The sequence below is a fragment of the Fodinisporobacter ferrooxydans genome, from assembly GCF_022818495.1.
GTDB classification, from domain to species: Bacteria; Bacillota; Bacilli; order Tumebacillales; family MYW30-H2; genus Fodinisporobacter; species Fodinisporobacter ferrooxydans.
Window position 1 is genome coordinate 2,524,000 of record NZ_CP089291.1, and the last position, 23,629, is coordinate 2,547,628.

The window sequence follows — 23,629 nt, forward strand, 5'->3', positions numbered from 1 at the left end:
GCTTACGACAGGTGTCTTTTGCCATTGGCAGCGGATTCGGCATTCGGCAACAAAACTTTAAATATAGACCCAGATCCTTTCGTGCTCGCAACCTGTATGCTTCCACCATGCATTTCCACAATCGATTTGGTGATGGCAAGACCCAATCCCGCTCCGCCATATTTTCTTGCCCGTGATGCGTCCACCCGATAGAAGCGCTCAAACAAATGGGGCAAATGCTCATCAGGAATCCCCACTCCGTTGTCTTGAATCGAGAGGATGATTGCCTCCGGGGAGAAATGCTGCAAAGAAACTCGAATTTCCCCATCGATCGGATGGGTATGTTGAACTGCATTTTGGAACAGGTTTAATAGTACTTGTTTGATTTTATCTGGATCAAAGACTGATTTTACATCTGAGGCGATTGAAAATTGGACACTTCGCTCGCCTGCCAGCAGCAAAAGCTGCGACTCCATTTCATGTATGACAAGGTCCAATTGACCTTCCATCATATGCAGTGTCGGTGTCCGATCCATTTTTGCCAAGAAGAGTAAATCGCCAACCAGCTTGCTCAAGCGTTCCGATTCACCATGCATGCTGGCCAGAGCTTTTTTCAGCTGTTCCGAATTATTGGATGCGCCGCGCAGCAATACTTCCAAAAAACCGCGTATGGATGTTAAAGGAGTCCGCAATTCATGAGACGCATCGGCGACAAATCGGCGCATTTGCTCCTTCGCTTCTTGTTCGGCGATAAATGAGGCTTCCAGTCTCTCCAACATGGCATTAAAGGAGATTGACAGCCTATCGACCTCTACCTGCCCTTGTTCTGTCGGCAGGCGTTCATGCAAATTGCCGGCATTAATTTGTTCTACCGTATCCACTATATTTGACAATGGGACTAATGTCCGCCGTATGACGGGCAAGAACGTAAACAGTCCGACAACCAGTGCAGCCAACGACAGGGATGCATAAATTGTCAGCTCCCGCATCAGAATATCCTGCAATGGTCGTACGCTATTGCTGATCTGCGCCAAGCCATTGGGCAAAGGTTGCAGTACAACCAATTGCTCCTGTCCCTTTGCATCTTTTATGATATTGAGGTTCAAACTATGCCTTCTTTGCTTTGATGCTTGTTGATAGGTCTGGACAGGAAGTTTTGGCGCCTGATGTTCGCCAAAATGGTCTAACAGATCATGAACATTTCCATTCCTGTCCACAAATGCCAATGTCTCATCAGGGCTAAGCAAATGAAAGAACAGAGACGGATCTAATATTTCCTGCGTATTCTCAGAACGTATCGCTTGCCACACATTGGGCGGAATGGAACGAATTTGAGTTCTCATGTTTACGGCTGCGCTTGTGTACAAAAATTGACGCATGAAAAAATACTGAAAAATCCCGACGAGCAACAGCAAAACAGATAAAATCAAGAAGGAACGGGACAAGATTTGCCATCGCAAGGAAGTGGGCGAAAGGAAACGCAGGATTCGCTTGTGTTTGCTGCTCTGATTCATAGATCTACCCGGTAGCCGGCGCCCCGTATGGTGCGAATCAATTGATGTTCCTGGTCATTCAGCTTTTCTCGTAAAGAGCGAATATAGACTTCTACGATATTTTTTTCTCCTCCGAAATCGTATCCCCACACCTTGTCCAAAATCATTTCCTTGCTCAGGACTTGATTGTGATTCACAATCAGATACTTCAACAGTTTATATTCGGTAGGCGACAGTTCAAGTACGGAACGATCGTACTGGATTTCCATTTTTCGATCATCGATACGAAACGCTCCGATGATCACTTCATCCAGCAAATTCGGAAATTGATTTCGAAGCCTTGCGTGGATTCGTGCCAAGAGTTCTTCAAAACTAAATGGTTTTATCATATAGTCGTCTGCACCGGTTTCCAAACCTTTCACGCGATCCTCCACTTCTTCTTTTGCCGTTAGCATAATGACAGATATATTTTTTGATTTTTTCAGCATGCGGCATACTTCAAACCCGTCCATGCCGGGCATCATGACATCGAGTACAGCAACATGCGGATCGAACTGTTTCGCCATATTCATTGCGGATAAACCGTCTAGGGCTGTCCGTACATCAAACCCTTCATTCTGAAGCCCAAATTCCAGAAATTGAAGGATATTCGGTTCATCGTCGACAACAAGTATTTTTATTCCTTCGAATTGCTGCATGTCTATCACCTCAGTTTCATCTTACACGAATAAAAATACTGCCACCACTATTCTTGCGCAACATTCAGGATACTTTCAGCTTAGATTCAACGGTATTTCAGTACAGATAATTGGAATACAGTCCGAAATTTCGGACTGTATTCATGATTACGTCTATGTGCGGGCCAATCCGGATCCGATCGTTAACGAAGCTATCCACTAATTTTGAAGCTATCCACTAATTTTTAGGTTGGCACAATTCTTGCTTATTGTGAATGATACAAATCATTTTCAACATGTCGGAGGGTTCTGCAATGACGAATTTGTTGGCTGATAAAGTTGCCTTTATTACCGGTGCTGCAAGTGGAATCGGTTTGGAAATTGCGCGTGCATTTATTGCGGCAGGTGCGCGTGTCGTCATATCCGATTTGCATCGGGCAGCCGTTGACGAAGCGGTACGGATATTAAATGAAACAACGGAGCTGGCCGCCGGCATTCCTTGTGACGTGACAAGTGAAGAGCAGATTCGGGCTGGCATTGAGTATACCGCAACTACGTTCGGATCGCTTGATATCCTTATAAACAATGCGGGGCTTCAGCACGTTTCACCGATCGAAGACTTCCCGACCGAGAAATTTGAACTGCTTTTGCGGATCATGCTGACCGCTCCGTTTGTTGCAATTAAACATGTGTTTCCAATTATGAAAACACAGGGATACGGTCGAATTATCAACGTTGCTTCTATCAATGGTCTGATCGGGTTTGCCGGAAAATCGGCATACAACAGCGCAAAACATGGTGTGATCGGACTCACGAAAGTGGCTGCATTGGAAGGTGCTGAACATGGGATTACTGTAAACGCTTTATGTCCCGGTTATGTAGATACGCCGCTTGTCCGCAATCAATTGGGCGATTTGGCGAAAACGAGAAACGTACCCCTCGACAAAGTATTGGAAGAGGTAATTTATCCGTTCGTACCGCAAAAACGCCTGATAACAACTCAGGAAGTGGCGGATTATGCCGTCTTGCTGGCAAGTGACAAGTTGCGGGGTGTCACGGGTACTGCGGCTGTTATTGATGGTGGATACACAGCACAGTGACGGTTGTTTGACGCAGGCAGGCATCTTTACACGCGCAGAAAGTGTGCCAAATCATTCCGAACCGTTTTCAAAATGATCTTTATGAATAAAAGCGAAATCAATTTTCAATTTTGAGGAAAGGGAGTAGAGATTTTGTCAAATAGAAAAATTGCCGCATCACCAATGGAAGCTGTTCAAGATATTTTTGACGGCGCCACACTTATCTTCGGCGGATTCGGCTTATGTGGTATTCCGGAAAATCTGATCCAGGCGTTGCGGGAGCGAACTGTAAAGGATTTGACAGTCGTCAGCAATAACTGTGGCGTCGATGATTGGGGACTCGGATTGCTGCTTGCCAATAAGCAAATCAAAAAAATGATTTCCTCTTATGTAGGAGAAAACAAACGGTTTGAACAGCAATTTCTGCGGGGGGAACTGGAAGTTGAACTTGTGCCGCAAGGAACGCTTGCGGAACGAATTCGTGCAGGCGGTGCCGGTATTCCAGGATTTTACACAGCGACCGGCGTAGGGACTTTGGTTGCGGAAGGTAAGGAACAACGGGAATTTGATGGTAGAACGTACATTTTGGAACGTGGCATCGTCGGGGATTTTGCTTTGGTGAAAGCGTGGAAAGCGGATACGATGGGGAATTTGGTGTTTCGAAAAACAGCCCGCAATTTTAATCCGTTGGCGGCGATGGCGGGGAAAATCACAATTGTGGAAGCAGAGGAGATCGTAGAGGCGGGAAAATTGGACCCGGATCAGATTCACATGCCAGGCATTTTCGTGCAGCGGATTGTACAAGGTGACAGATATGAAAAACGAATCGAACGAAAGACATTTCGGATTTCTTAAGAGGAGGGAAGAATCATGGACAAGACTCGTTTGCTTATTGTCAAACGCGCGGTACAGGAGATACAAGACGGCATGTACGTGAATCTCGGGATCGGCATGCCGACACTCGTGGCCAACGAAATTCCCGGTGATTATAATGTGTTGCTACAATCCGAAAACGGATTGCTGGGCATAGGGCCCTATCCCTATGAAGGAGCAGAAGACGCCGACCTGATCAATGCAGGCAAAGAAACGGTCACGACAGTACCGGGAGCATCTTATTTCGACAGCGCGGAATCGTTTGCGATGATACGAGGCGGTCATATCGATCTGGCTATTTTGGGCGGTATGGAGGTGTCCGAGACGGGAGATCTGGCAAATTGGATGATTCCCGGAAAAATGGTCAAGGGCATGGGAGGAGCAATGGATCTGGTCAATGGCGCCAAACGGGTTGTCGTCATTATGGAGCATGTAAACAAACATGGAGAATCGAAAGTAAAAAAAGTTTGCACATTGCCGCTTACCGGAAAACAAGTGGTGCACCGCCTGATTACGGATCTGGCCGTATTTGATTTCACGCAAGCCGGCATGATGCTTGTAGAAGTACAGGAAGGTGTGACGATCGAAGAAGTGCGGCAAAATACGGATGCCGCATTTTCCGTGAGTCCATATTTGCTAAAGGAACATATGAAGGCGTAGTGGGGAAGACGAAAGAAACTGCATGAAAGTAAAATTACGCTTGTTTTTCCTTGTAGTGCGTGTTCAAAAAGTGGTTAAGTAAGACACAAGGAGTGCGAAGCCGAAGCACGAAAAGGTGACGGAGTGTACGTGTTTGGTACATGAGTAAGCCTTTTTGGGATTCGGCAAAGCAATCCACCGTGGAGTTTTGACTACTTTTTGAACATCCTCTTGTAGACAAACGGATGTTGAAGTACACTTAATTTAAAATGGCAAACATGTACAGGTCATATGTGTATCCATCCTCTGAGTTTAGAGACGATTGTTGCGGCTCTCTTGGACAACCCTGAGGAATTGCACAAGGTGGCCTTTCTTTTTCTTAAAGCATCGATTCGATTGGGGGAGCATTTTATGGGCCCGTTCCAACAAAATAATGAAGCTGAATTCAACTTGTATTTTGAGGTACTCGAGAATGCTTTTCAAGGAATTGTTGTTGTGGATCCGGGCGGATATATCCTCTTTATGAACAAAGCATATAAGCAGTTTCTCGGGGCCGAAGAGGTTGTCGGTCGGCATGTGACGGAAGTGATAGAAAATACGCGCATGCATATTGTTGCACAATTGGGAAAAGCGGAAGTCGCGGGGTTGCAGCGGATTAAGGGACATGATATGATCGCAAACCGGATTCCCATATACGTCGAGGGCAAGCTGATCGCTGTTTTGGGAACGGTCATATTTCAGGATGTCCGTGAACTGCATGCACTGGCTGCCACGGTAGACCGTTTGAAACAGGAAGTCGCCTATTATAAGGAAGAACTGCGCAAAAAGCTTGGGGCCACATATGAGTTTGAACAAATCGTGGGCGCCACGGAAAGCATGCAGGCGGCCAAACAGCTTTCACAAAAAGTTGCAAAAAGTGATACGACCATTTTAATTACGGGTGAAAGCGGCACAGGCAAGGAGTTGTTTGCACATGCGATCCATGCGGCGAGCCGCCGGAATCTAGGTCCGTTTATCCGGATCAATTGCGCCGCCATTCCAGACGCGCTATTAGAATCGGAACTGTTCGGATATGAAGAAGGAGCCTTCACTGGAGCGGTTCGCAAAGGGAAAAAAGGAAAATTCGAACTGGCCAATCACGGTACGATATTATTAGATGAAATTGGGGATATGCCGCTTGTTTTGCAGTCCAAATTGTTACGAGTGTTGCAAGAAAAGGAAATCGAGCGAATCGGCGGTACGCATCCGATATCCATCGATGTCCGGGTCATTTCTTCCACAAATCGGAATCTTCAAGAACTTGTGCGTGAAGGAAGGTTCCGGGAAGACTTGTATTACCGTTTGCATGTCGTTTCGATCCATATTCCGCCTTTGCGGGAACGGCTGGAGGATATTCCGGAGATCGCAAAAGATTTACTGGATCAATTGATGGAATCTACGGGAATTCCGGTCAATCATATTGATCCGGATGTATGGAATGTGCTGAAACGTCATGATTGGCCGGGTAATGTCAGAGAACTCCGCAACGTCTTGGAACGCGCGCTGCATTTGATGGAAAGGGATACTCTGAATGCAACCCACATCATGATACCCATATCGCAAATTCAGGAAATGACAAAACCGCTTCGCACATTGCGGGAAACGGTACGGGCAGCGGAAAAAGAAGCGATCGTGCAGGTATTGGCGGCAACAAACGGAGATAAATTAAAAGCGGCAAAATTTCTCGATATTAGCAGATCCAGTCTGTACCAAAAGCTATTGGATTATGAGATTGTATAAAATCGGTTTAAATGAAAATCCAGGATCATTATTTTAAACAGGTGCGCACATATATGGTGAAAGCTTTAAAAGCCCTATCGATTGATTTGGATAGGGCTTTTATTGTTTTTATATCAGAGATGTTCCTTTATTCGATTATACATAGAGTGTTCACAACTATGTTATTTTTTGTTCCATATAGCAGAAAAACGATCTTCTATTTGGTACGAAAGTAGGATACCATTTTAACTGAAGAGTTAAAACATTGGGAATCAAATATTTGTTTTATGAGAGCGAAGCCGGAAGGGGTGAAATTTCAGATGTATGATTTGGAACATCATTAAGCAAATGCTGAAGGGGATTTTTTCATGAGAATGAAAGCGTTATCTTAATGACAAAGCATTTTCAAGGGATGGCAAATGTTTCATAACATTTTTTGCTATATCAGTATTTTTACCGTTCACAATCTTACTATAATACAAGGGAGGCGCGGACATGCGCACACAAGTCGGAATTATCGGAGCAGGACCTGCCGGGCTTATGCTTTCTCATCTTCTGTATCTTCAGGGGATAGATTCGATCATACTCGAGTGCCGTACACGGGAAGAAATTGAAGGAACCATCCGTGCGGGCGTGCTTGAGCAAGGGACAGTGAACCTTTTGAATGCCATGGGTGCAAGTGAGAGGATGATGCGGGAAGCACATTTTCATCATGGGATCGAACTTCGCTTCAACGGTGAAGGACATCGGATCAACATGCATGAGCTTACAGGAGGAAAGAAAGTTACCGTTTATGCCCAGCATGAGGTGCTCAAAGATTTGATTGCACTTCGCCTCGAAACAGGTGGACAAATGATTTTTAACGCAGGCGATGTCAGCTTGCATGACTTGGATACCGCATCTCCCAAAATTCGTTTTCGCAAAGAACAGGATGGCGAACTTCAGGAAATCAGCTGCGACTATATCGCCGGGTGTGATGGGTTTCACGGCCCAAGCAGGCCTTCGATTCCTGCCGAGATTCGAAAGGAATACCAAAAAATATACCCCTACGGCTGGCTCGGCATCTTGATCGAAGCGCCGCCATCCTCGCCTGAGCTGATTTACGCCAATCACGAACGCGGATTCGCCCTGGTCAGCACCCGTTCTCCGGAAATTCAGCGTCTGTACATCCAGGTGGATCCAAAGGATGACATTGCCAATTGGTCAGATGATCGAATCTGGACGGAACTACATGCACGGCTTTCGACGAAGGATGGCTGGAAGCTGATCGAAGGCCCGATTTTTCAAAAGGGAATTGTTGCGATGCGCAGCTATGTTTGCGAATCCATGCAGTATGGCCGACTGTTCCTGGCCGGCGATGCAGCGCATATTGTTCCGCCTACAGGCGCCAAAGGGCTGAATCTGGCGGCTGCAGATGTGTATGTTCTGGCACGCAGTCTCGATGCCTTTTACAAGTCCGGAAAAATAGAGCTGCTCGAAAGCTATAGCACCAATTGTCTCCGTCACATCTGGAAATCCGAGCGTTTCTCATGGTTCATGACTTCCATGCTGCACCCCAACCATGAACATACGCCATTCGAACGCCGGATGCAGCTCGCTGAACTCAATTTTGCGACATCTTCGCGGGCAGCCATGACGACGTTGGCTGAAGAATATGTCGATGGATCCCTTGTCGGACAATTTACGGAATCGGGTCGTAATGTTCTTGTTTGATCGGAAAAACATTTCTTTGTATTGGCGGCGGCCAAGGGATTGCCACCGTTTGGGAAGCTCTCTAAACAGCGTGGGAAAGAGGCTGTTCCGGAAGTATTGGCAGTGTGAATGAAACAGCAAAAGCATCTCATTTCACAATACAAGTGAAGTGAGATGCTTTTGTATTCTTTTGAATTAAAATGTATTACATTGAGGAATAGAGCTTCCAAAAATTAAATATTTTTTCATTGAACTTTTTCACATATCGATTCGTCTTATAATTATGATGTTGATATCTTGCAAATCGAAAAAATCTATGAAAAGATTAGTGAATGGATTTTAATAGATGAAATGAATAGATTCTAAACGAAAGAAGGATGTATGAGGATTTATGAGCAAATTTAAGTTAAGTCTTGGGGTTGTTTCCTTGTTGTTGATTGGCGGTGTGATCACTCAGGAAATACGCCCGTTTCGGCCGTACACGTTTACAAGTCATATACAAGCAGTTTCTACCGTTTCCGGAAATCTTAATTTTACATTGCCCACAGATGGATCTTCAATCGTAGGTATTCCTGGTGTCGGCATTATGAAAGAAAAAGCCCAAGACAGTCAGGTTCCAATTGCGAGTTTGACAAAAATGATGACTGCGTATGTCGTACTGCAGAAACACCCTTTGAAAGAAGGGGAAAACGGTCCAAGTCTTACAATGACGGCAAATGATGAAAATCTGTACAATCAAGATGTGGCAGCCGGAGATTCTGTCATCAAAGTTGCCAAAGGGGAAGTATTGACGGAAAAACAAATGCTGGAAGGACTGCTTTTGCCATCCGGCGACAACATGGCTACGACATTGGCTAATTGGATAGCCGGAAGTGAAAGTGCATTTGTACAACAAATGAATGAAACAGCCAAACAACTCGGCATGGCTCACACACATTATGCGGATGCGTCGGGTGTCAATCCACAAACGGTAAGCACAGCGGCCGATCAATTTAAAATTGCGGAAGCGGTCATGAAACTGCCTGTGTTTCGGGATATTGTGGACATGCAGCAGGCGACATTGCCGGTGGCGGGCGTGCAGTACAATGTCAATTATGATTTGGGCAAGGCCGGAATCGTTGGAATAAAAACGGGAAGTACGCCGGAAGCAGGGGGAAATCTTGCTGCTGCGGCATATGCGACAAGTGGCGATTCGAAAAACCTCGTGATCAGTATCGTTTTAGGGCAACAAGGAGTCCAGCCTCTCATGCAGGCGTTATCCGTCAGTGAAGCGATCATGAATCAGGCAAGGCAGGACGTCATTCCAGTTACATTCAAGAAGGCCGGGGACACCATTGGAGATTTGACGCTTCCATGGGGAGGCAACGTTCCTCTTGTTATAAACAAGGACATTCCCTTAACTGGATTTGCCGGTATGGATATACACAAAAAGGTGATATTAAATCCTAAACTTTCAGGCAGTATTCCTGCAAATACCGTTGTGGGCAAACTTTTGCTGGATGCCGGAGATCAACACATTTCGGTACCTCTATATACAAAAAGCGCAGTGAATGCGCCAGGTTTTATCTGGAAACTGACACACCTTCAAAGATAAAACAACAATACTGGAATATGATATGGCAGTCTGAAACTTTAATTTCAAGTTTTGGCTGCCATTCTGTTATTTAAGGGGCGCAACATCAAATTTTGACATCAAATTTCAGCTTGACATGGTAAAATCTGAATATTATAATCAATACAAGAAACCGGTTTCCTGAAATCCGATAGAATCTCAACTCAGTAACTGCAATTTTCCTGTAACTATTCATGGCATCCCCAATTTACCAACGTTTATTTATCGAAGTTACGATAAAAATTACTATAATTGCTATTTTATATATAATTTTATTTCGCTATTTGCTCAATAAAATTGTTTTGCAGGAATCACGACGACTTTTGAGAAACCGGTTTCTAGGAGGTGTTTGATGTGTCCTTAACAATCAATGATATTGCCAGACTGGCAGGCGTATCAAAAGCGACCGTCTCAAGAGTCATCAATAACGGCAAAACAGTTGATCCGAAATTGCGGGATAATGTGTTGTCCGTGATTGAACAAGTAAACTACAGGCCCAGTGCGCTTGCCAGAGGACTTGTAAAGAATGAATCAAATTTAATCGGAATTATTGTACCGGAAATTGCCAATATCGTGTTTGGCGTCATGCTCGAAGGGGTCTCGAAAGTGGCCGAAATCTACGGATATGATATTATGCTGAGTTTAACGGAAAAAAGTACAAAAAAAGAGATTCATTATCTGAATCTTCATCGGGATAAACAAGTCGATGGAATTATATTATCCAGCCGGTCGCTAAAAAAGGAACATATTGAAATTATTGAACGTTTCGAAATTCCATGTGTTCTGATTGGGCAAAAATCATCAGTACCGGGTATTCCATCTGTACACTTGGATAACTTCAGTGCTTCCTATGAAGCGGTAAAAACTTTGATCCGTTTTGGACATCGTAAAATTGCCATGATTCGTGCCCCGCTCGATGATGGAGAATCGGGAGATGAGCGGTTTCGCGGATATGCAACCGCACTTGCAGATGAAGGCATTCAGTTCGAGGATGATTGGATTTCGGTAAGCGATTTCTCGGCGGCGGAAGGATATGTGGCGATGAAACAAATAATTGAATCCGGATTCCAACCGACCGCTTTATTTGCGGCATCCGACAAAATTGCGTTAGGAGCGATGAATTATTTGCAGGATCAAGGATATATGATTCCGCGGGATATATCTATCTTTGGGTTTGACGATATGGATGTGACGGAACTGGTCAGACCGAAATTGTCGACTGTTCATTATTCTTCAATCGAGATGGGAATGACAGCGTTTCGCAACTTGATAAAACTGATTAAAAAGGAAGAAATACCTGCACAACATACGAATGTTCCACATCAAATCATACTTCGAGACAGTGTCGTACGACATGTTTCTTGAGCTCATTGGATGTGGAATTCATTTTTAATTTCCGTTTGATCCATTATTCAATGCGACAAAAAAACATTAGGAATGGATCTATGTAATTTATGGAGGAAAGATGGTGCAACCAGAATATTTCATTTAAACATGAAGGAAATCGATGCTGTTCTCATTACGGTTCCAAATTTTCTTCATGCGCAAGTATCCGGTTAGACAATGGCGCTACATTGACCGTGGATGTCAGTTGGGCAGCCAATATTGAAAAGGATACAGTATTTGTGAATCTGATGGGAACAAAGGGAGGTGTTTCTTTAAATAATGAAAAGGGGATCTCGATCTTCTCCGATCTCTTCTCCTGTGCAGGGCATGCATATCAATAAGATCTTGGATGCGATCTATGAATCGAGTCGAACGGGTCGTGAAGTTTTCATTTCCAACCCGGAATTGTTGCTGGAATCGAAATAACAGAAGGAGTGCAGAATGTATGAAACTTGGAATATTTACAGTATTATTTGGCGACAAAACTTTAGGTCAAGCCCTTGATTATATCAAATCCCAGGGTTTGGATGCCGTAGAAATTGGCGTAGGCGGATATCCAGGCAAGAAACATGCGGATGCGGCAGCATTGTTGGAAGATGAGCAAAAATTGCAAGATTTCAAGCGGGAAATCGAAACGAGGGGACTTGAAATCAGCGCTCTTTCCTGTCACGGGAATCCGCTGCATCCGAAACGGGAAGTAGCAGAGCAGTTCCATAAGGATTTTGTCGACGCGGTTCGATTAGCTGAAAAATTAGGCGTGGAGACTGTGATCGGTTTTTCCGGATGCCCAGGTGAGTCGGACTTCTCCCAGAATCCCGTTTGGGTGACATGCGCTTGGCCTACGGAACACGCTGAGGTGCTGGAATGGCAGTGGAAAGAGAAAGTGGTTCCTTATTGGACCGAAATGTCTGCTTTTGTACGCAAGCATGGTGTGCGTGTAGCGATTGAACCACACCCGGGATTTGTGGTCTACAACACGGAGACTGCCTTGCGCCTTCGCCGTGAAGCAGGAGATAACATTGGCGTAAATTTCGACCCGAGCCATTTGTATTGGCAGCAAATGGACCCGAATGAATGTTTGAAAGAATTGGCCAAAGCAGGAGCATTGTATCATTTTCATGCCAAAGATACGGCATTTGATGAACGCAATATGGCTTTGAATGGCGTTCTTGATACCAAGCCATATCAGGATGAGCTGAATCGATCCTGGATTTTCCGTACAGTTGGATATGGGCACGGTGAGGAATCGTGGAAAAAAATGATCAGCACACTGCAAATGGTCGGATATGAAGGAACAATCTCCATTGAGCACGAGGATAGCCTGATGTCAACGGAAGAAGGTTTTGAAAAAGCAGTGTCTCATCTAAAGAGTCTGTTAATTCGGAATCGGATGAAAGAGATTTGGTGGGCATAAGTTCACAAGCAAAGGAAAATAAGAAAATCGATATAAGGTAAGAATGTTTGTTCAAAACGGAGGAGGAATTGTACATGTCAAAAAAATTAAGAATTGGAATCATTGGCTGTGGCGGAATTGCGAATGGAAAGCATATGCCGAGCTTAGCGAAACTTGCGCAAGTAGAAATGGCCGCATTCTGCGATATTGAGGAAGAGCGCGCACATCAGGCGGCCGTAAAATTTGGTTCGGAGGATGCCAAAGTTTATACGGATTATCGAGAGCTCTTGAAAGATGCAACAATCGATGTGGTTCATGTCTGTACACCCAATGATTCTCATGCGGATATAACGGTAGCCGCTTTGCAAGCAGATAAACATGTGATGTGCGAGAAACCGATGGCAAAAACGGCTGCAGACGCCAGACGAATGGTTGAAGCTGCCAAGAACACAAACAAAAAACTAACGATTGGCTATCAAAATCGCTTTCGTACTGACAGCCAGTATTTGCATCAGCTATGTGAGCGTGGAGATCTTGGGGACGTCTATTTTGCCAAGGCGCATGCGATTCGCCGGCGTGCTGTCCCCACATGGGGTGTATTTCTCGATAAAGAAAAGCAAGGCGGGGGCCCTTTAATTGATATTGGAACACATGCTTTGGATTTGACTCTCTGGATGATGAATAACTACAAGCCCAAAGCCGTATTAGGAAGCACATTTCATAAATTAGGTCAAAAGAAGGACGCCGCAAACGCATGGGGTCCTTGGGATCCGGAAACATTTAAGGTTGAAGATTCGGCATTTGGCTTTATTACCATGCAAAATGGCGCGACCATTGTCCTTGAATCCAGCTGGGCACTAAATTCACTGCAGACGGGGGAAGCCAAATGTACACTCTGTGGTACGGAAGGTGGAGCGGATATGCTGGACGGCCTTCGTATCAACGGCGAGAATTTCGGTAAATTGTATACGAATCGCATCGATCTGGATGCAAAAGGCGTTGATTTTTATAACGGGGAAACAGAAAGTGCGGCAGATCTGGAAGCAAGACTATGGATTGAATCTATCTTAAACAATTCGGATCCCGTTGTGAAACCGGAGGAAGCCCTGGTGGTCACGGAAATCCTGGAAGCGATCTATCAGTCGGCGCAAACAGGAGAAACCGTTTATTTTTAAGATGTTACATACGATGATGCAAACAGTCTAGTAAGGGAAGGGCGATTGAAAAACAGGCTGTCCCAAAAGTCAACTTTGGATTTTTCAACCCCCACTTTTTTCATAATATAAAATAAAGAACGAGCCTCCAACTCCATTTTCATTGTGGTTTTGGAGGTTTTTTCGTTCTGGTTTTGGGACTGGTTCATTCGGTGTCATCCTTTTAGGACAGCCTGTTTCCGTGACAATATGATTCATAACAGACTTCAGAAATTTTTTAATTCCTATGAAATTTCCTTTTAATTTTCCTTAAAAATTTCCTTATAGAAACAATAAAATTCCCCCAATAGTAAACATTTGTTTTATTGTCTTGGATAAAAGCCAAGCGCAGCTAGTTTTCTCTTCAATCCTGTGCACCTATGCAAACAACTTGCATTCTCAGCTTCAGCAATAAGGGATGCAGATTTTTTTGAGAGTTTTTAAAATATCAAAAATTACTTGTTGAAATAGTGTAAGCGTTTTATTATTATAGATATAAGAAATTTTACTTCAAATATATAAGGAAAATAACATATTAGTTTCCTGATAAAATTTCCTAAATAACAATGACGGAGTATTGGTGAATATCAGATGACAACAATAAAAGAAATCGCTGAAAAAGCAAATGTTTCCATGTCTACTGTATCAAAAGTTTTAAATAATCGTACCAATTCCATTTCAGAGGAAACACGAAATCGAATTTTTGAAATTGCCGAGCAATTTCAATACAAATCCAATCGCAAACAAACGAATAAACAGTTGAATAAAGAAATAGGCATCTTAACTTGGTGTTCCCAACAAGATGAGTCAAACGATCCCTATTTTTTATCGATTCGGCAAGGAATTGAAAAACAATGCAACGATTTGGGAATCCGTCTTTCAAAAATGATACGAATGAGCGACTCAATGCCGAATTACAAGGAGAATCAACTCGATGGGCTCATTGTCATCGGAAAGATTGACCTTGATGATTTGAAAAAAACATTCGATCGTGAGGATCGCATCGTATTTGTGAATCAAAGCCCGGCTTCTCTGACATTTGATTCTGTTGTAGCAGATTTTGAGACAGCGACACAACAAGTTTTGGATCATTTTTTGCGCCTGGGCCATACGCGAATTGGCTATATTGGCGGAGAAGAATACTTGCAAAAATACGAGGAAAAAAGAGGCGAGAAAGCAGCGGAAATTCGTAAAGAAACATTTGAAAACATCTTGAAGAATAAAGGCTATTACAATCCCAAGGACGTGTATATTGGGGAATGGACTACGGCGAGCGGCTACGAATTAATGAAGCAAGCTTTGAGAGATTCGGAATTTCTACGTGCGTTTTTCGTTGCCAGTGATAATTTGGCGATTGGTGCTATACGAGCGTTGCATGAATCTGGATTCAAAGTTCCGGATGATGTTGCGATTGTCAGTTGCGATGACATTGAAATCGCCGCATATGTAAACCCTCCTTTATCAACTGTGCGAGTACACACAGAACAAATGGGAAAATCGGCGGTAAATGTTTTGAACGAAAGAATGAACGGCAGGGATATACCCGTTAAAGTGGTGATACCGACTGAATTGATCATACGAGAGAGTTGTGGAAGCAAGTTGACATGAGACATCTGAAAGGGGGTGATGTTAAAGGAAGCGGTCTCAAACAGGACGCAGCCCTTTTACATAACTTGTAATCCGTGAGAATCGTTGACTGGTTTAAAATTGAAATTTTAAAAAGGTGGGGAACGACATGAATAAAAAAATGACAATCACTTTGTCAGGTGCATTTGCATTATCTCTGCTCATCACTGGGTGTGGCTCTACTAGTGGATCGTCAAGCAGTTCTTCGAACGGACAGGTAACACTTGAATTTTTTCAATACAAGCCCGAAGCCGGTGGAACTTTCAACAAGCTTATCAAAAAATTCGAACAAGAGAATCCCAATATCAAAGTAACTCAGACAAATCCTCCTGATGCGGAAACGGTAATAAAAACGCGCATCGCAAAGAATAATTTGCCGGATGTGATCGGAATTGGGGGAGACAGCACTTATGCGGAAATGGCGAAAGACGGACTTTTAGCAGATTTTACAAAAAGTTCGGAATTGAAAAATATCGAACCTGCATATTTGAAACTACTTCACCACGTGACCGGTTCCCAAACAGACAATGCCATTCCGTATGCAGCAAACGCAGACGGCGTCATTTATAACAAGCAAATTTTTAAACAATTGGGCATCACGCCTCCGACGACTTGGGATCAATTTATAGCAGATGCGCAAAAAATTAAAGCAGCGGGCAAAACGCCATTCTATTTTACATTCAAAGATTCCTGGACAACCCTGCCGGCATTCAATGGTTTGGCTGCCAATCTTCCGGGAGATTCCTTCTTTACTGATTTAAAAGCGGGAAAAACAACGTTCCAAAAAAGTTATAAAGATACCGCAGATAAATTTTTGCAATTGCTGCAATATGGACAAGCCGATGAATTTGGCCATGGCTACAACGATGGCAATGTTGCGTTTGCAAATGGGAAGTCGGCCATGTATTTACAGGGGATTTGGGCGATTCCTGAAATCAAAAAAGCAAATCCCAATATTCAATTAGGCGTATTCCCGTTGCCGGCAAGCAATGATCCGTCCAAAAACCGCCTGGTTTCCGGCGTGGACTTGCTCTTGACGATGCCAAAGAATGAAAAACATCCGGCAGAAGCGAAAAAATTCATCGATTTCTTGTTGAAACAAGATTCGGTCAAAACATACATCGCGGAACAAAACGCGTTTTCCATCGAAAAGGGAATCAATCAAGACAATCCGGATGTAGCAGAATTAAATCCTGTGTTTGCGAAAGGAATGGTGGTTGATTTTGCCGACCATAACATTCCGTCTGCCATGCATTTGGATCAATTGGTTCAGCAATTTGCACAAAAGAAAGATGTAAATGCATTCCTGAAGTCATTGGATACCGAGTGGAACAAAGCGCAAAGTCACTAATTCTAGGTATTGACGCTGTACAGATTTGAAACGGGGGACATTCTCCCGTTTCCTATTACCTTCCAAGAGGTGTATACATGCATGAAATCGAAGAATCTCGCTTTTTACATCATGACAATTCCGGCATTTGCCCTATTTTTTACGTTTCATACGTTTCCGGCGTTAGAAGGAATTTTTTATAGTTTCACAAACTGGGATGGCATTGCGCCTTCGTTTAAATTGGTGGGATTCAAGAACTACTTCAATTTATTCCATGACCAAGATGTATTAAACGCCTATCTGTTTACGTTTAAATTTGCTATTGTAACTACCCTAATTGTCAATGCATTAAGTTTGCTCATTGCCATGGGATTAAATGCAAAAATCAAATGTAAAAACTTCTTTCGAGGCGTTTATTTTCTTCCCAATGTATTGGGTTCGTTGATTGTGGGCTATATTTTCAACTACATTTTTTCCAATATTCTTCCGCAAATGTTTGGGAAATTGGGAATTCAGGCGCTTTCGACCAACATATTGGGAAATGAGCATTATGCCTGGATCGGAATCGTAATTGTGACTGTTTGGCAATCGGTTGCATTAAATACGATTTTGTATTTGTCCGGATTGCAAACAATACCTGCTGATTTATATGAAGCATCGAACTTGGATGGGGCGGGAAAATGGAAAGAGTTTTGGTATATCACATTTCCGATGATCGCTCCGTTTTTCACCATTAACATGGTTTTGGCTATGAAGAACTTTCTGATGGTATTCGACCAAGTAATCTCCATGACAAACGGGGGGCCGGGAAAAGCTACAACTTCCATTTCTTTGTTGATTTATCAAAATGGTTTCTCTGGAAATGAGTTTGCATATCAATCAGCAAATGCAGTCATTTATCTGATTGTGATTATGATTATTTCATTCACGCAGATTAAATTCTTACAAAAACGGGAGATTGATATGTGATGACAACACGAAAAATAAATTGGGGTATCACACTACTGATTGCACTTGGTTCCTTATTTATTTTCTTTCCTTTGTATATTGCAATAGCAATTGCCATGAAAAATCCGCAGGAAATGGCGAAATCGGTGCTTGCGTTTCCGACCCATTTCCATTGGAGCAACTTTACGCATGCCATACAAATGACTCATTTTTTTCAAGCGGCCCAAAATAGTCTATATATAACAGCGCTATCCGTTATTTTTACCATTCTGACAAATTCATTGGTTGGATATGCTGTTGCCCGAAATTTGCATCGCAAACTCTTTAAAGGCCTGTATTATTACTTCGTGAGTGCATTATTTGTTCCGTTTCCGATCATCATGTTGCCAATTGTGAAAGAAACGTCCGCTTTCGGGCTTGACAACCCAAACGGCTTGATTTTCTTATACATCGTTTATGGTTTATCGTTTAACGTGTTTTTGTATGTAGGATATATCCGTTCGATTCCAAAGGAATTGGAAGAAGCGGCAATTGTCGACGGCTGCAGTACATGGGGGGTGTTTTGGAGAGTTATCTTCCCTTTATTGGCTCCTATTAATGCTACAGTTGCCATTCTTACGGCGTTATGGGCATGGAACGACTTCCTGCTGCCGCTAATTGTATTGGACAAACCGGAATCTGCAACGCTGCCATTGGTTCAATATGTGTTCCAGTCACAATTCAGCATCAATTACAATTATGCTTTTGCTTCCTATTTACTGGCGTTGGCTCCCATGGTCATCGTGTATATATTTGCACAAAAATGGATCATCAATGGGGTTACAAAAGGAGCAATTAAATAAACTTTGGGAAGGTGCTAAAATGGGGATTCGATTTAACGCTGCAAATCAAACATTTCATTTACAGGCGAAAGATACAAGTTATGTCATACAATTGATTCGAGACGGATACTTGTCGCACAAGTATTGGGGAAGAAAAATCAATGAATATCAAAATTCGAACAATCTAACGTTTTTGGATCGGGCATTTTCACCAAATCCGGAATCGAACGATCGGACATTCTCATTGGATACACTCCCACAGGAGTATCCGGCTTACGGAAATACGGATTTTCGTACGCCTGCATATCAAATACAATTGGAAAACGGTTCAACAATCTCAGATTTGCGGTATGGCACACACAAAATTTTTAAAGGAAAACCTAAATTGGAGGGGTTGCCAGCTACCTATATTGAAAATATAGATGAAGCGGAAACTTTGGAAATTGAGTTGCTTGATTCCTTGCTTGGACTGAAAGTGATTCTTAGCTATACGGTTTATGAGGATTATAATGTTATTGCCAGAAATGTACGTTTTATCAATGAGGGAAATCAAAAATTAAGAATATTGCGGGCGTTAAGTGCCAACATCGATTTTCATGATTCCGAATACGATTTGCTGCATCTCTCCGGTGCTTGGGGGAGAGAAAGACATATGATACGGCGTCCTTTATTTGTTGGAAACCAATCCATCGAGAGTCGCCGCGGAGCAAGCAGTCATCAGAACAATCCATTCCTTGCTTTGCTAAGGAAAGATGCAAGCGAAGACCATGGGGAGGTTTATGGGTTTAGCTTGGTCTATAGCGGCAATTTTTTGGCAAATGTGGAAGTCGACCAGTTCCAAACGACCCGGGTTTCTATGGGAATCCATCCATTTGATTTCACCTGGATATTAAATGGCGGCGAAACGTTTCAAACTCCTGAAGTCGTACTCGTATATTCTGCAAATGGGCTCGGCGACATGTCGAGAACGTATCACAAATTGTACCGGACTCGCTTGTGCCGGGGACCATTCAGGGATACAGTCCGTCCGATTTTAATCAACAACTGGGAAGCAACGTATTTCCGGTTTCATGCGGAGAAAATCGAAGAAATTGCAAAAGCGGGAAATGAACTGGGAATTGAGTTGTTTGTTTTAGACGATGGATGGTTCGGAAAACGAGATGACGATATAAGCTCCTTGGGTGATTGGTTTGTGGATCGAAATAAACTGCCCAAGGGTTTGGAAGACTTGGCAGGACGGGTTCGAAACCTGGGAATGCAATTCGGTCTTTGGTTTGAACCGGAAATGATATCTGTCGACAGTGAATTGTATCGAAACCATCCGGATTGGTGTTTGCACGTTCCCAATCGTCGTCGCTCGGAAAGCAGAAATCAGCTGATATTGGATTTTTCAAGAGATGACGTCTGTGAGTATATCGTGCAAGCGGTCTCGGATATTTTGTCTTGTGCTCCCATTACATACGTAAAATGGGACATGAACCGGCATATGACGGAAATCGGTTCAGCGAAGTTGCCGCCAGAAAGACAAAGGGAAACGGCACACCGGTATATGCTTGGGTTATATCGCATTATGGAAGAAATTACTTCCCGCTTTCCACATGTTTTATTCGAAAGCTGCTCAGGGGGAGGAGGAAGATTTGACCCAGGCATTTTGTACTATATGCCGCAAACGTGGACGAGTGATAACACGGATGCGGTCTCCCGTTTAAAAATCCAATACGGCACGAGCATTGTCTATCCTTCCAGTTCCATGGGTGCTCATGTGTCTGCAGTTCCGAATCATCAAGTGCATCGCATTACATCTTTAAAAATGCGAGGAGATGTAGCGATGTCCGGAAATTTCGGATACGAGCTGGATGTAACGAAATTTACAGAAGAAGAAAAGGAAATTGCAAAAAATCAAGTGGAAATGTATAAACAGTTACGCCATTTGATTCAATTCGGCGATATGTTTCGTTTGCTAAACCCGTTTGCGGGAAATGAAGCGGCCTGGATGTTTGTTTCCGAAGATCAATCAGAAGCGTTTGTGGCATATTTTCAAGTGTTGGCAGAAGCAAATGCCCCGGTAAAAACACTGAGGCTAAAAGGATTACATTCGCAAACGGCATATGAAATCATTGAAACCGGAGAAATTTACGGCGGAGATGAGTTGATGTATGTCGGTTTAACGGTTCCCGTATTGCATGGAGACTTTCAAAGCTTTGTATTCCGATTGCAAGCACGCGGATGACAAAGATGGATCTTGTTCAAATAAAAAAGAGGATGTCCCAAACGAAATGATGGGACACCCTCTTTTTATCTCGATACGATTTGTGATAGCAGATAAGACTGTCATGTAAAACAAAATGGAATGAGTATTCACATGTCACAGGAAATGGATTTGTAAGAGTGTTTGACTTATAATGCAGGAATGGGGCAATGTAGCAAGTGATATGCTTATTGGTGTGATAAAAGACAAAGAGGTGAGAGAATGACGATTTATGTATCAAATCAGGAAGTAAAGCAACGCCTGGAACGTGGAGAAAGCGTAAATATTATTGATGTCAGAAATCCGGATGAAGTAAAAAAAGGGATGATTCCTGGCGCCAAAAACATCCCGCTGACAGAACTGGAGAGCCGTATCGGGGAATTGGACAAGGACGAAGCATACATATTTGTTTGAGGCGGCAAAACAAGAAGCACGCGTGCGTGTGAAATCGCTGCAAAATCAGGTTTTCCAAATGTCAAGAGCATGGAAAGCGGCATGAAACAATGGGATGGCGAAATAGTCGGACAACCGGTTTCCAATGGGTCATGATGGAATGATACAACCATGCCTATTGCTATCGTAGCAACCGGCATGGTTATTCTCGTTGGTAGAATCGGATTATACCTATACTTCATTTCTAATACTTCATATTTCAATTTGTTTCATCACTTTTGCAGGATTCCCGGCTACAACAACGTTATCAGGCACATCTTTTGTCACCACTGCACCAGATGCTACAACTACGTTATTGCCTATATGAATGCCGGGATTTATAATGGCTCCCCCGCCAATCCATACGTTGTTGCCGATCGTGACTCGTTTTCCGTATTCTGCTCCCGCAATCCGCTCGTATGGATGCAAAGGATGCGTAGCCGTATAGATATGTACACCTGGAGCAAGAAGGCAGTTATCACCGATACGTACTTCACAAACATCTAAGATGACACAATCGAAATTCGCATAAAAGTTTTCTCCAACGTGAATGTTGTAGCCATAATCACATCGAAAATTCGGTTCGATATATACATGATCTCCGGTTGAACCGAAAAGTTCCTTTAGAATTTCAGTACGTTTGACGTCTTCCGTTTCGAATGTTTGATTGTATAATCGAGTGAGTCTTCTTGCGTTTTGCCGTTCTTTTACTAATTCTGCATCGGCCGCATTATAGAGTTTGCCATTCAACATCTTTTCTTTTTCTGAAAACATGATTATAATCTCCTGTAAAATGTTAATTTTGTGTGAATGATTTCATTCAATTCTCTAAAATCATACCACATCCAAACTTTTTTTTTCAACAAAACTGTTTCGCTGATCCGGGAGCTTTGGCTGCACGTATCTTCCGCTTTAAAGAAGCGGAAGTATTTAGTGTGCGGTTAGCCCTATCGGATACATTTTTTCCATAAAGTCTTACATATAAAAAAGAGGAAGGAAGCATAAAGAAATGAAACATGTGGAGAGGAATGCCAAACCTGTAACGGACACTTCCGACATAAAGAAAAGTGTGCTGTGGATTTATTACGTCATCTTTTTCGCCGTACTGAATGAATCGGTATTTAACGTATCCACCCCAAGCATTGCCAAGCAGTTCGAGTTGGATGCTTCCGGCGTTAGCTGGGTGGTTACGATCTTTTTTATCGTCTTCGGTATGGGAACTGTCATTTTTGGAAAGCTTTCCGATATGTATAGCGTCAAAAAACTGATTACGATTGGAATCGCCCTTTACAGCCTGGGGTCTATTCTGGGCTTTGTTTTACAATCCTGGTACCCCGCCGTCATTTTATCCAGGGCGATTCAAGGGGCCGGCGGATCCTCCATTCCGGCATTGGTCTTTGTCATGGTAGCCCGCTTTTTTACAGCGGAAGAACGGGGGAAAATGTTTGGCGTCATAACGTCGATCGCTTCTTTTGCGGTTGGCATCGGTCCGGTACTCGGCGGTTATATTGCGGGATCGTTCCACTGGGCATATTTGTTTCTCCTTCCGCTCCCCGTACTTGCGGCTATTCCTTTTTTTCAAAAGTTTTTGCCTGTGGAACAACGTAAAGCGGGCAAATTGGATAGTATTGGAGCGGTGCTGCTGTGCATTGTAGTGTCGATGCTGATTTTGTTTACGACAAAAGCGCATTGGCTTTATTTGCTCGTAGCTTTCATAGCTCTTATCCTTTTTATCGTCCAAATCCGCCGGGCGAAGGAGCCGTTTGTCGATCCTGCCCTTTTCACCAATCCGCTCTACAGGAGCGGGCTCATCGTCGGCTTTCTTATATTCGGCACCGTGATGTCCGTGATGTTTGTGATCCCGCTTATGTTAAGTAAAATGTACGGCCTTAATACGGAGAAAATCGGGCTCATTATGTTTCCGGGAGCGATCAGCGCAGTCATATTCGGGAGAGTTGCCGGCAAGATGACAGTCAAACGGGGAAGCCATTTTGTCGTATATCTGGGGTTGGCCTTAATCGCGCTTAGCCTGCTGATGCAATCTTCATCCGTCGGGCTTTGGGTGTGGTACATTGGGGCTGCTCTGATTATGATGTATATCGGATTTTCCTTCGTGCAGACGGCATTAACGGAAAGTGTAACGAAAATATTGCCTGTTCACCAAATCGGCGTCGGCATGGGTCTTTTCAATATGACGTCGATTCTTTCAGGGGCGGTAGTAACCGCATTAGTCGCCAAAGCGATGGAGAAAGAGCTGTTCGCTTTCCCGTTCCACCCTTTCATTTCGAATTCGCATGCATACTTGTACGGCAATCTCATTCTGTTATTAAGTTTGATTGTCGTAACGAGCGGGCTCTTGTATTTTTTATCTTTCGGTAAAAAATCCCCGGAGCCGGTCAATGAACCGATCTAACATTCGCTGCAGTCGCTATTGCGTAAAGGCAGGCGTG

At 43.4% G+C, this 23,629-nt stretch carries 20 protein-coding genes; 17 read left to right on the forward strand and 3 right to left on the reverse strand.

Translation table 11 applies throughout. From position 1 onward, the window contains the following. Positions 1–2: 2 nt before the first annotated feature. Together LSG31_RS12015 and LSG31_RS12020 are read right to left on the reverse strand one after the other, a co-directional pair. A complete protein-coding gene (locus tag LSG31_RS12015; RefSeq protein ID WP_347435348.1) occupies positions 3–1,493 on the reverse strand; it encodes a sensor histidine kinase in 1,491 nt (496 codons plus the stop codon). Further along, entirely contained in the window at positions 1,490–2,170 is a 681-nt protein-coding gene (locus LSG31_RS12020; protein WP_347435349.1) for a response regulator transcription factor, read from the reverse strand. The genes LSG31_RS12015 and LSG31_RS12020 overlap by 4 nt, the downstream gene beginning before the upstream one ends. A gap of 302 nt (positions 2,171–2,472) precedes the next feature. On the opposite strand from LSG31_RS12020, the gene LSG31_RS12025 reads away from it, so the two are divergent. The 16 genes from LSG31_RS12025 to LSG31_RS12100 all read left to right on the forward strand — a co-directional run bounded on the left by LSG31_RS12025 (position 2,473) and on the right by LSG31_RS12100 (position 21,161). Beyond that, on the forward strand, positions 2,473–3,249 hold the full coding sequence (locus tag LSG31_RS12025) for a 3-hydroxybutyrate dehydrogenase (protein WP_347439499.1): 777 nt from the start codon (positions 2,473–2,475) through the stop codon (positions 3,247–3,249). 147 nt (positions 3,250–3,396) lie between these two features. After that, entirely contained in the window at positions 3,397–4,083 is a 687-nt protein-coding gene (locus tag LSG31_RS12030) for a CoA transferase subunit A (protein WP_430734277.1), read from the forward strand. A gap of 15 nt (positions 4,084–4,098) precedes the next feature. Continuing rightward, positions 4,099–4,761: a 3-oxoacid CoA-transferase subunit B gene (locus tag LSG31_RS12035; RefSeq protein ID WP_347435351.1), complete on the forward strand. Its 663-nt coding sequence runs from the start codon at positions 4,099–4,101 to the stop codon at positions 4,759–4,761. A 390-nt stretch (positions 4,762–5,151) separates the two neighbouring features. Beyond that, entirely contained in the window at positions 5,152–6,519 is a 1,368-nt protein-coding gene (locus LSG31_RS12040) for a sigma-54 interaction domain-containing protein (protein WP_347435352.1), read from the forward strand. A gap of 474 nt (positions 6,520–6,993) precedes the next feature. Next, complete coding sequence (locus LSG31_RS12045) at positions 6,994–8,211, forward strand: 4-hydroxybenzoate 3-monooxygenase (RefSeq protein ID WP_347435353.1); 1,218 nt, start codon at positions 6,994–6,996, stop codon at positions 8,209–8,211. Positions 8,212–8,581: 370 nt separating this feature from the next. Further along, the gene (locus tag LSG31_RS12050; protein WP_347435354.1) at positions 8,582–9,784 is read left to right on the forward strand and encodes a D-alanyl-D-alanine carboxypeptidase family protein; all 1,203 of its coding nucleotides are present in this window, start codon (positions 8,582–8,584) and stop codon (positions 9,782–9,784) included. A 372-nt stretch (positions 9,785–10,156) separates the two neighbouring features. Next, positions 10,157–11,167 carry a LacI family DNA-binding transcriptional regulator gene (locus tag LSG31_RS12055; protein ID WP_347435355.1) on the forward strand — a complete coding sequence of 337 codons (1,011 nt, stop codon included), beginning with the start codon at positions 10,157–10,159 and terminating at the stop codon, positions 11,165–11,167. A 300-nt stretch (positions 11,168–11,467) separates the two neighbouring features. Continuing rightward, positions 11,468–11,614: a hypothetical protein gene (locus LSG31_RS12060; RefSeq protein ID WP_347435356.1), complete on the forward strand. Its 147-nt coding sequence runs from the start codon at positions 11,468–11,470 to the stop codon at positions 11,612–11,614. 19 nt (positions 11,615–11,633) lie between these two features. Then, positions 11,634–12,602 carry a sugar phosphate isomerase/epimerase family protein gene (locus tag LSG31_RS12065; protein WP_347435357.1) on the forward strand — a complete coding sequence of 323 codons (969 nt, stop codon included), beginning with the start codon at positions 11,634–11,636 and terminating at the stop codon, positions 12,600–12,602. Positions 12,603–12,676: 74 nt separating this feature from the next. After that, positions 12,677–13,756 carry a Gfo/Idh/MocA family protein gene (locus LSG31_RS12070; RefSeq protein ID WP_347435358.1) on the forward strand — a complete coding sequence of 360 codons (1,080 nt, stop codon included), beginning with the start codon at positions 12,677–12,679 and terminating at the stop codon, positions 13,754–13,756. A gap of 609 nt (positions 13,757–14,365) precedes the next feature. Continuing rightward, the gene (locus LSG31_RS12075; RefSeq protein ID WP_347435359.1) at positions 14,366–15,382 is read left to right on the forward strand and encodes a LacI family DNA-binding transcriptional regulator; all 1,017 of its coding nucleotides are present in this window, start codon (positions 14,366–14,368) and stop codon (positions 15,380–15,382) included. Positions 15,383–15,509: 127 nt separating this feature from the next. Beyond that, positions 15,510–16,751, forward strand: coding sequence for an ABC transporter substrate-binding protein (locus LSG31_RS12080; RefSeq protein ID WP_347435360.1), 1,242 nt, complete (start codon positions 15,510–15,512; stop codon positions 16,749–16,751). Between the two features lie 81 nt (positions 16,752–16,832). Continuing rightward, positions 16,833–17,699 carry a carbohydrate ABC transporter permease gene (locus LSG31_RS12085; RefSeq protein WP_347435361.1) on the forward strand — a complete coding sequence of 289 codons (867 nt, stop codon included), beginning with the start codon at positions 16,833–16,835 and terminating at the stop codon, positions 17,697–17,699. Then, entirely contained in the window at positions 17,699–18,520 is an 822-nt protein-coding gene (locus LSG31_RS12090; RefSeq protein WP_347435362.1) for a carbohydrate ABC transporter permease, read from the forward strand. Before LSG31_RS12085 ends, LSG31_RS12090 begins: the two co-directional genes overlap by 1 nt. A 19-nt stretch (positions 18,521–18,539) precedes the next feature. Continuing rightward, the gene (locus LSG31_RS12095) at positions 18,540–20,729 is read left to right on the forward strand and encodes an alpha-galactosidase (protein WP_347435363.1); all 2,190 of its coding nucleotides are present in this window, start codon (positions 18,540–18,542) and stop codon (positions 20,727–20,729) included. A gap of 240 nt (positions 20,730–20,969) precedes the next feature. Next, a complete protein-coding gene (locus LSG31_RS12100; RefSeq protein WP_347435364.1) occupies positions 20,970–21,161 on the forward strand; it encodes a rhodanese-like domain-containing protein in 192 nt (63 codons plus the stop codon). A gap of 231 nt (positions 21,162–21,392) precedes the next feature. On the opposite strand, the gene LSG31_RS12105 is transcribed toward LSG31_RS12100, so the two are convergent. Continuing rightward, a complete protein-coding gene (locus LSG31_RS12105; protein ID WP_347435365.1) occupies positions 21,393–21,953 on the reverse strand; it encodes a sugar O-acetyltransferase in 561 nt (186 codons plus the stop codon). A gap of 235 nt (positions 21,954–22,188) precedes the next feature. Between LSG31_RS12105 and LSG31_RS12110 the strand changes: the two genes are divergently transcribed. Then, entirely contained in the window at positions 22,189–23,592 is a 1,404-nt protein-coding gene (locus LSG31_RS12110; RefSeq protein ID WP_347435366.1) for an MFS transporter, read from the forward strand. Positions 23,593–23,629: the final 37 nt, after the last annotated feature.

Bases quoted from the DNA above. Each gene is read 5' to 3' on its own strand.
- LSG31_RS12015 (WP_347435348.1), bottom strand. From the start codon at position 1,493: ATGAATCAGAGCAGCAAACACAAGCGAATCCTGCGTTTCCTTTCGCCC.
- LSG31_RS12020 (WP_347435349.1), bottom strand. From the start codon at position 2,170: ATGCAGCAATTCGAAGGAATAAAAATACTTGTTGTCGACGATGAACCG.
- LSG31_RS12035 (WP_347435351.1), top strand. From the start codon at position 4,099: ATGGACAAGACTCGTTTGCTTATTGTCAAACGCGCGGTACAGGAGATA.
- LSG31_RS12040 (WP_347435352.1), top strand. From the start codon at position 5,152: ATGGGCCCGTTCCAACAAAATAATGAAGCTGAATTCAACTTGTATTTT.
- LSG31_RS12045 (WP_347435353.1), top strand. From the start codon at position 6,994: ATGCGCACACAAGTCGGAATTATCGGAGCAGGACCTGCCGGGCTTATG.
- LSG31_RS12050 (WP_347435354.1), top strand. From the start codon at position 8,582: ATGAGCAAATTTAAGTTAAGTCTTGGGGTTGTTTCCTTGTTGTTGATT.
- LSG31_RS12060 (WP_347435356.1), top strand. From the start codon at position 11,468: ATGAAAAGGGGATCTCGATCTTCTCCGATCTCTTCTCCTGTGCAGGGC.
- LSG31_RS12065 (WP_347435357.1), top strand. From the start codon at position 11,634: ATGAAACTTGGAATATTTACAGTATTATTTGGCGACAAAACTTTAGGT.
- LSG31_RS12070 (WP_347435358.1), top strand. From the start codon at position 12,677: ATGTCAAAAAAATTAAGAATTGGAATCATTGGCTGTGGCGGAATTGCG.
- LSG31_RS12075 (WP_347435359.1), top strand. From the start codon at position 14,366: ATGACAACAATAAAAGAAATCGCTGAAAAAGCAAATGTTTCCATGTCT.
- LSG31_RS12080 (WP_347435360.1), top strand. From the start codon at position 15,510: ATGAATAAAAAAATGACAATCACTTTGTCAGGTGCATTTGCATTATCT.
- LSG31_RS12085 (WP_347435361.1), top strand. From the start codon at position 16,833: ATGAAATCGAAGAATCTCGCTTTTTACATCATGACAATTCCGGCATTT.
- LSG31_RS12090 (WP_347435362.1), top strand. From the start codon at position 17,699: ATGACAACACGAAAAATAAATTGGGGTATCACACTACTGATTGCACTT.
- LSG31_RS12095 (WP_347435363.1), top strand. From the start codon at position 18,540: ATGGGGATTCGATTTAACGCTGCAAATCAAACATTTCATTTACAGGCG.
- LSG31_RS12100 (WP_347435364.1), top strand. From the start codon at position 20,970: ATGACGATTTATGTATCAAATCAGGAAGTAAAGCAACGCCTGGAACGT.
- LSG31_RS12105 (WP_347435365.1), bottom strand. From the start codon at position 21,953: ATGTTTTCAGAAAAAGAAAAGATGTTGAATGGCAAACTCTATAATGCG.
- LSG31_RS12110 (WP_347435366.1), top strand. From the start codon at position 22,189: ATGAAACATGTGGAGAGGAATGCCAAACCTGTAACGGACACTTCCGAC.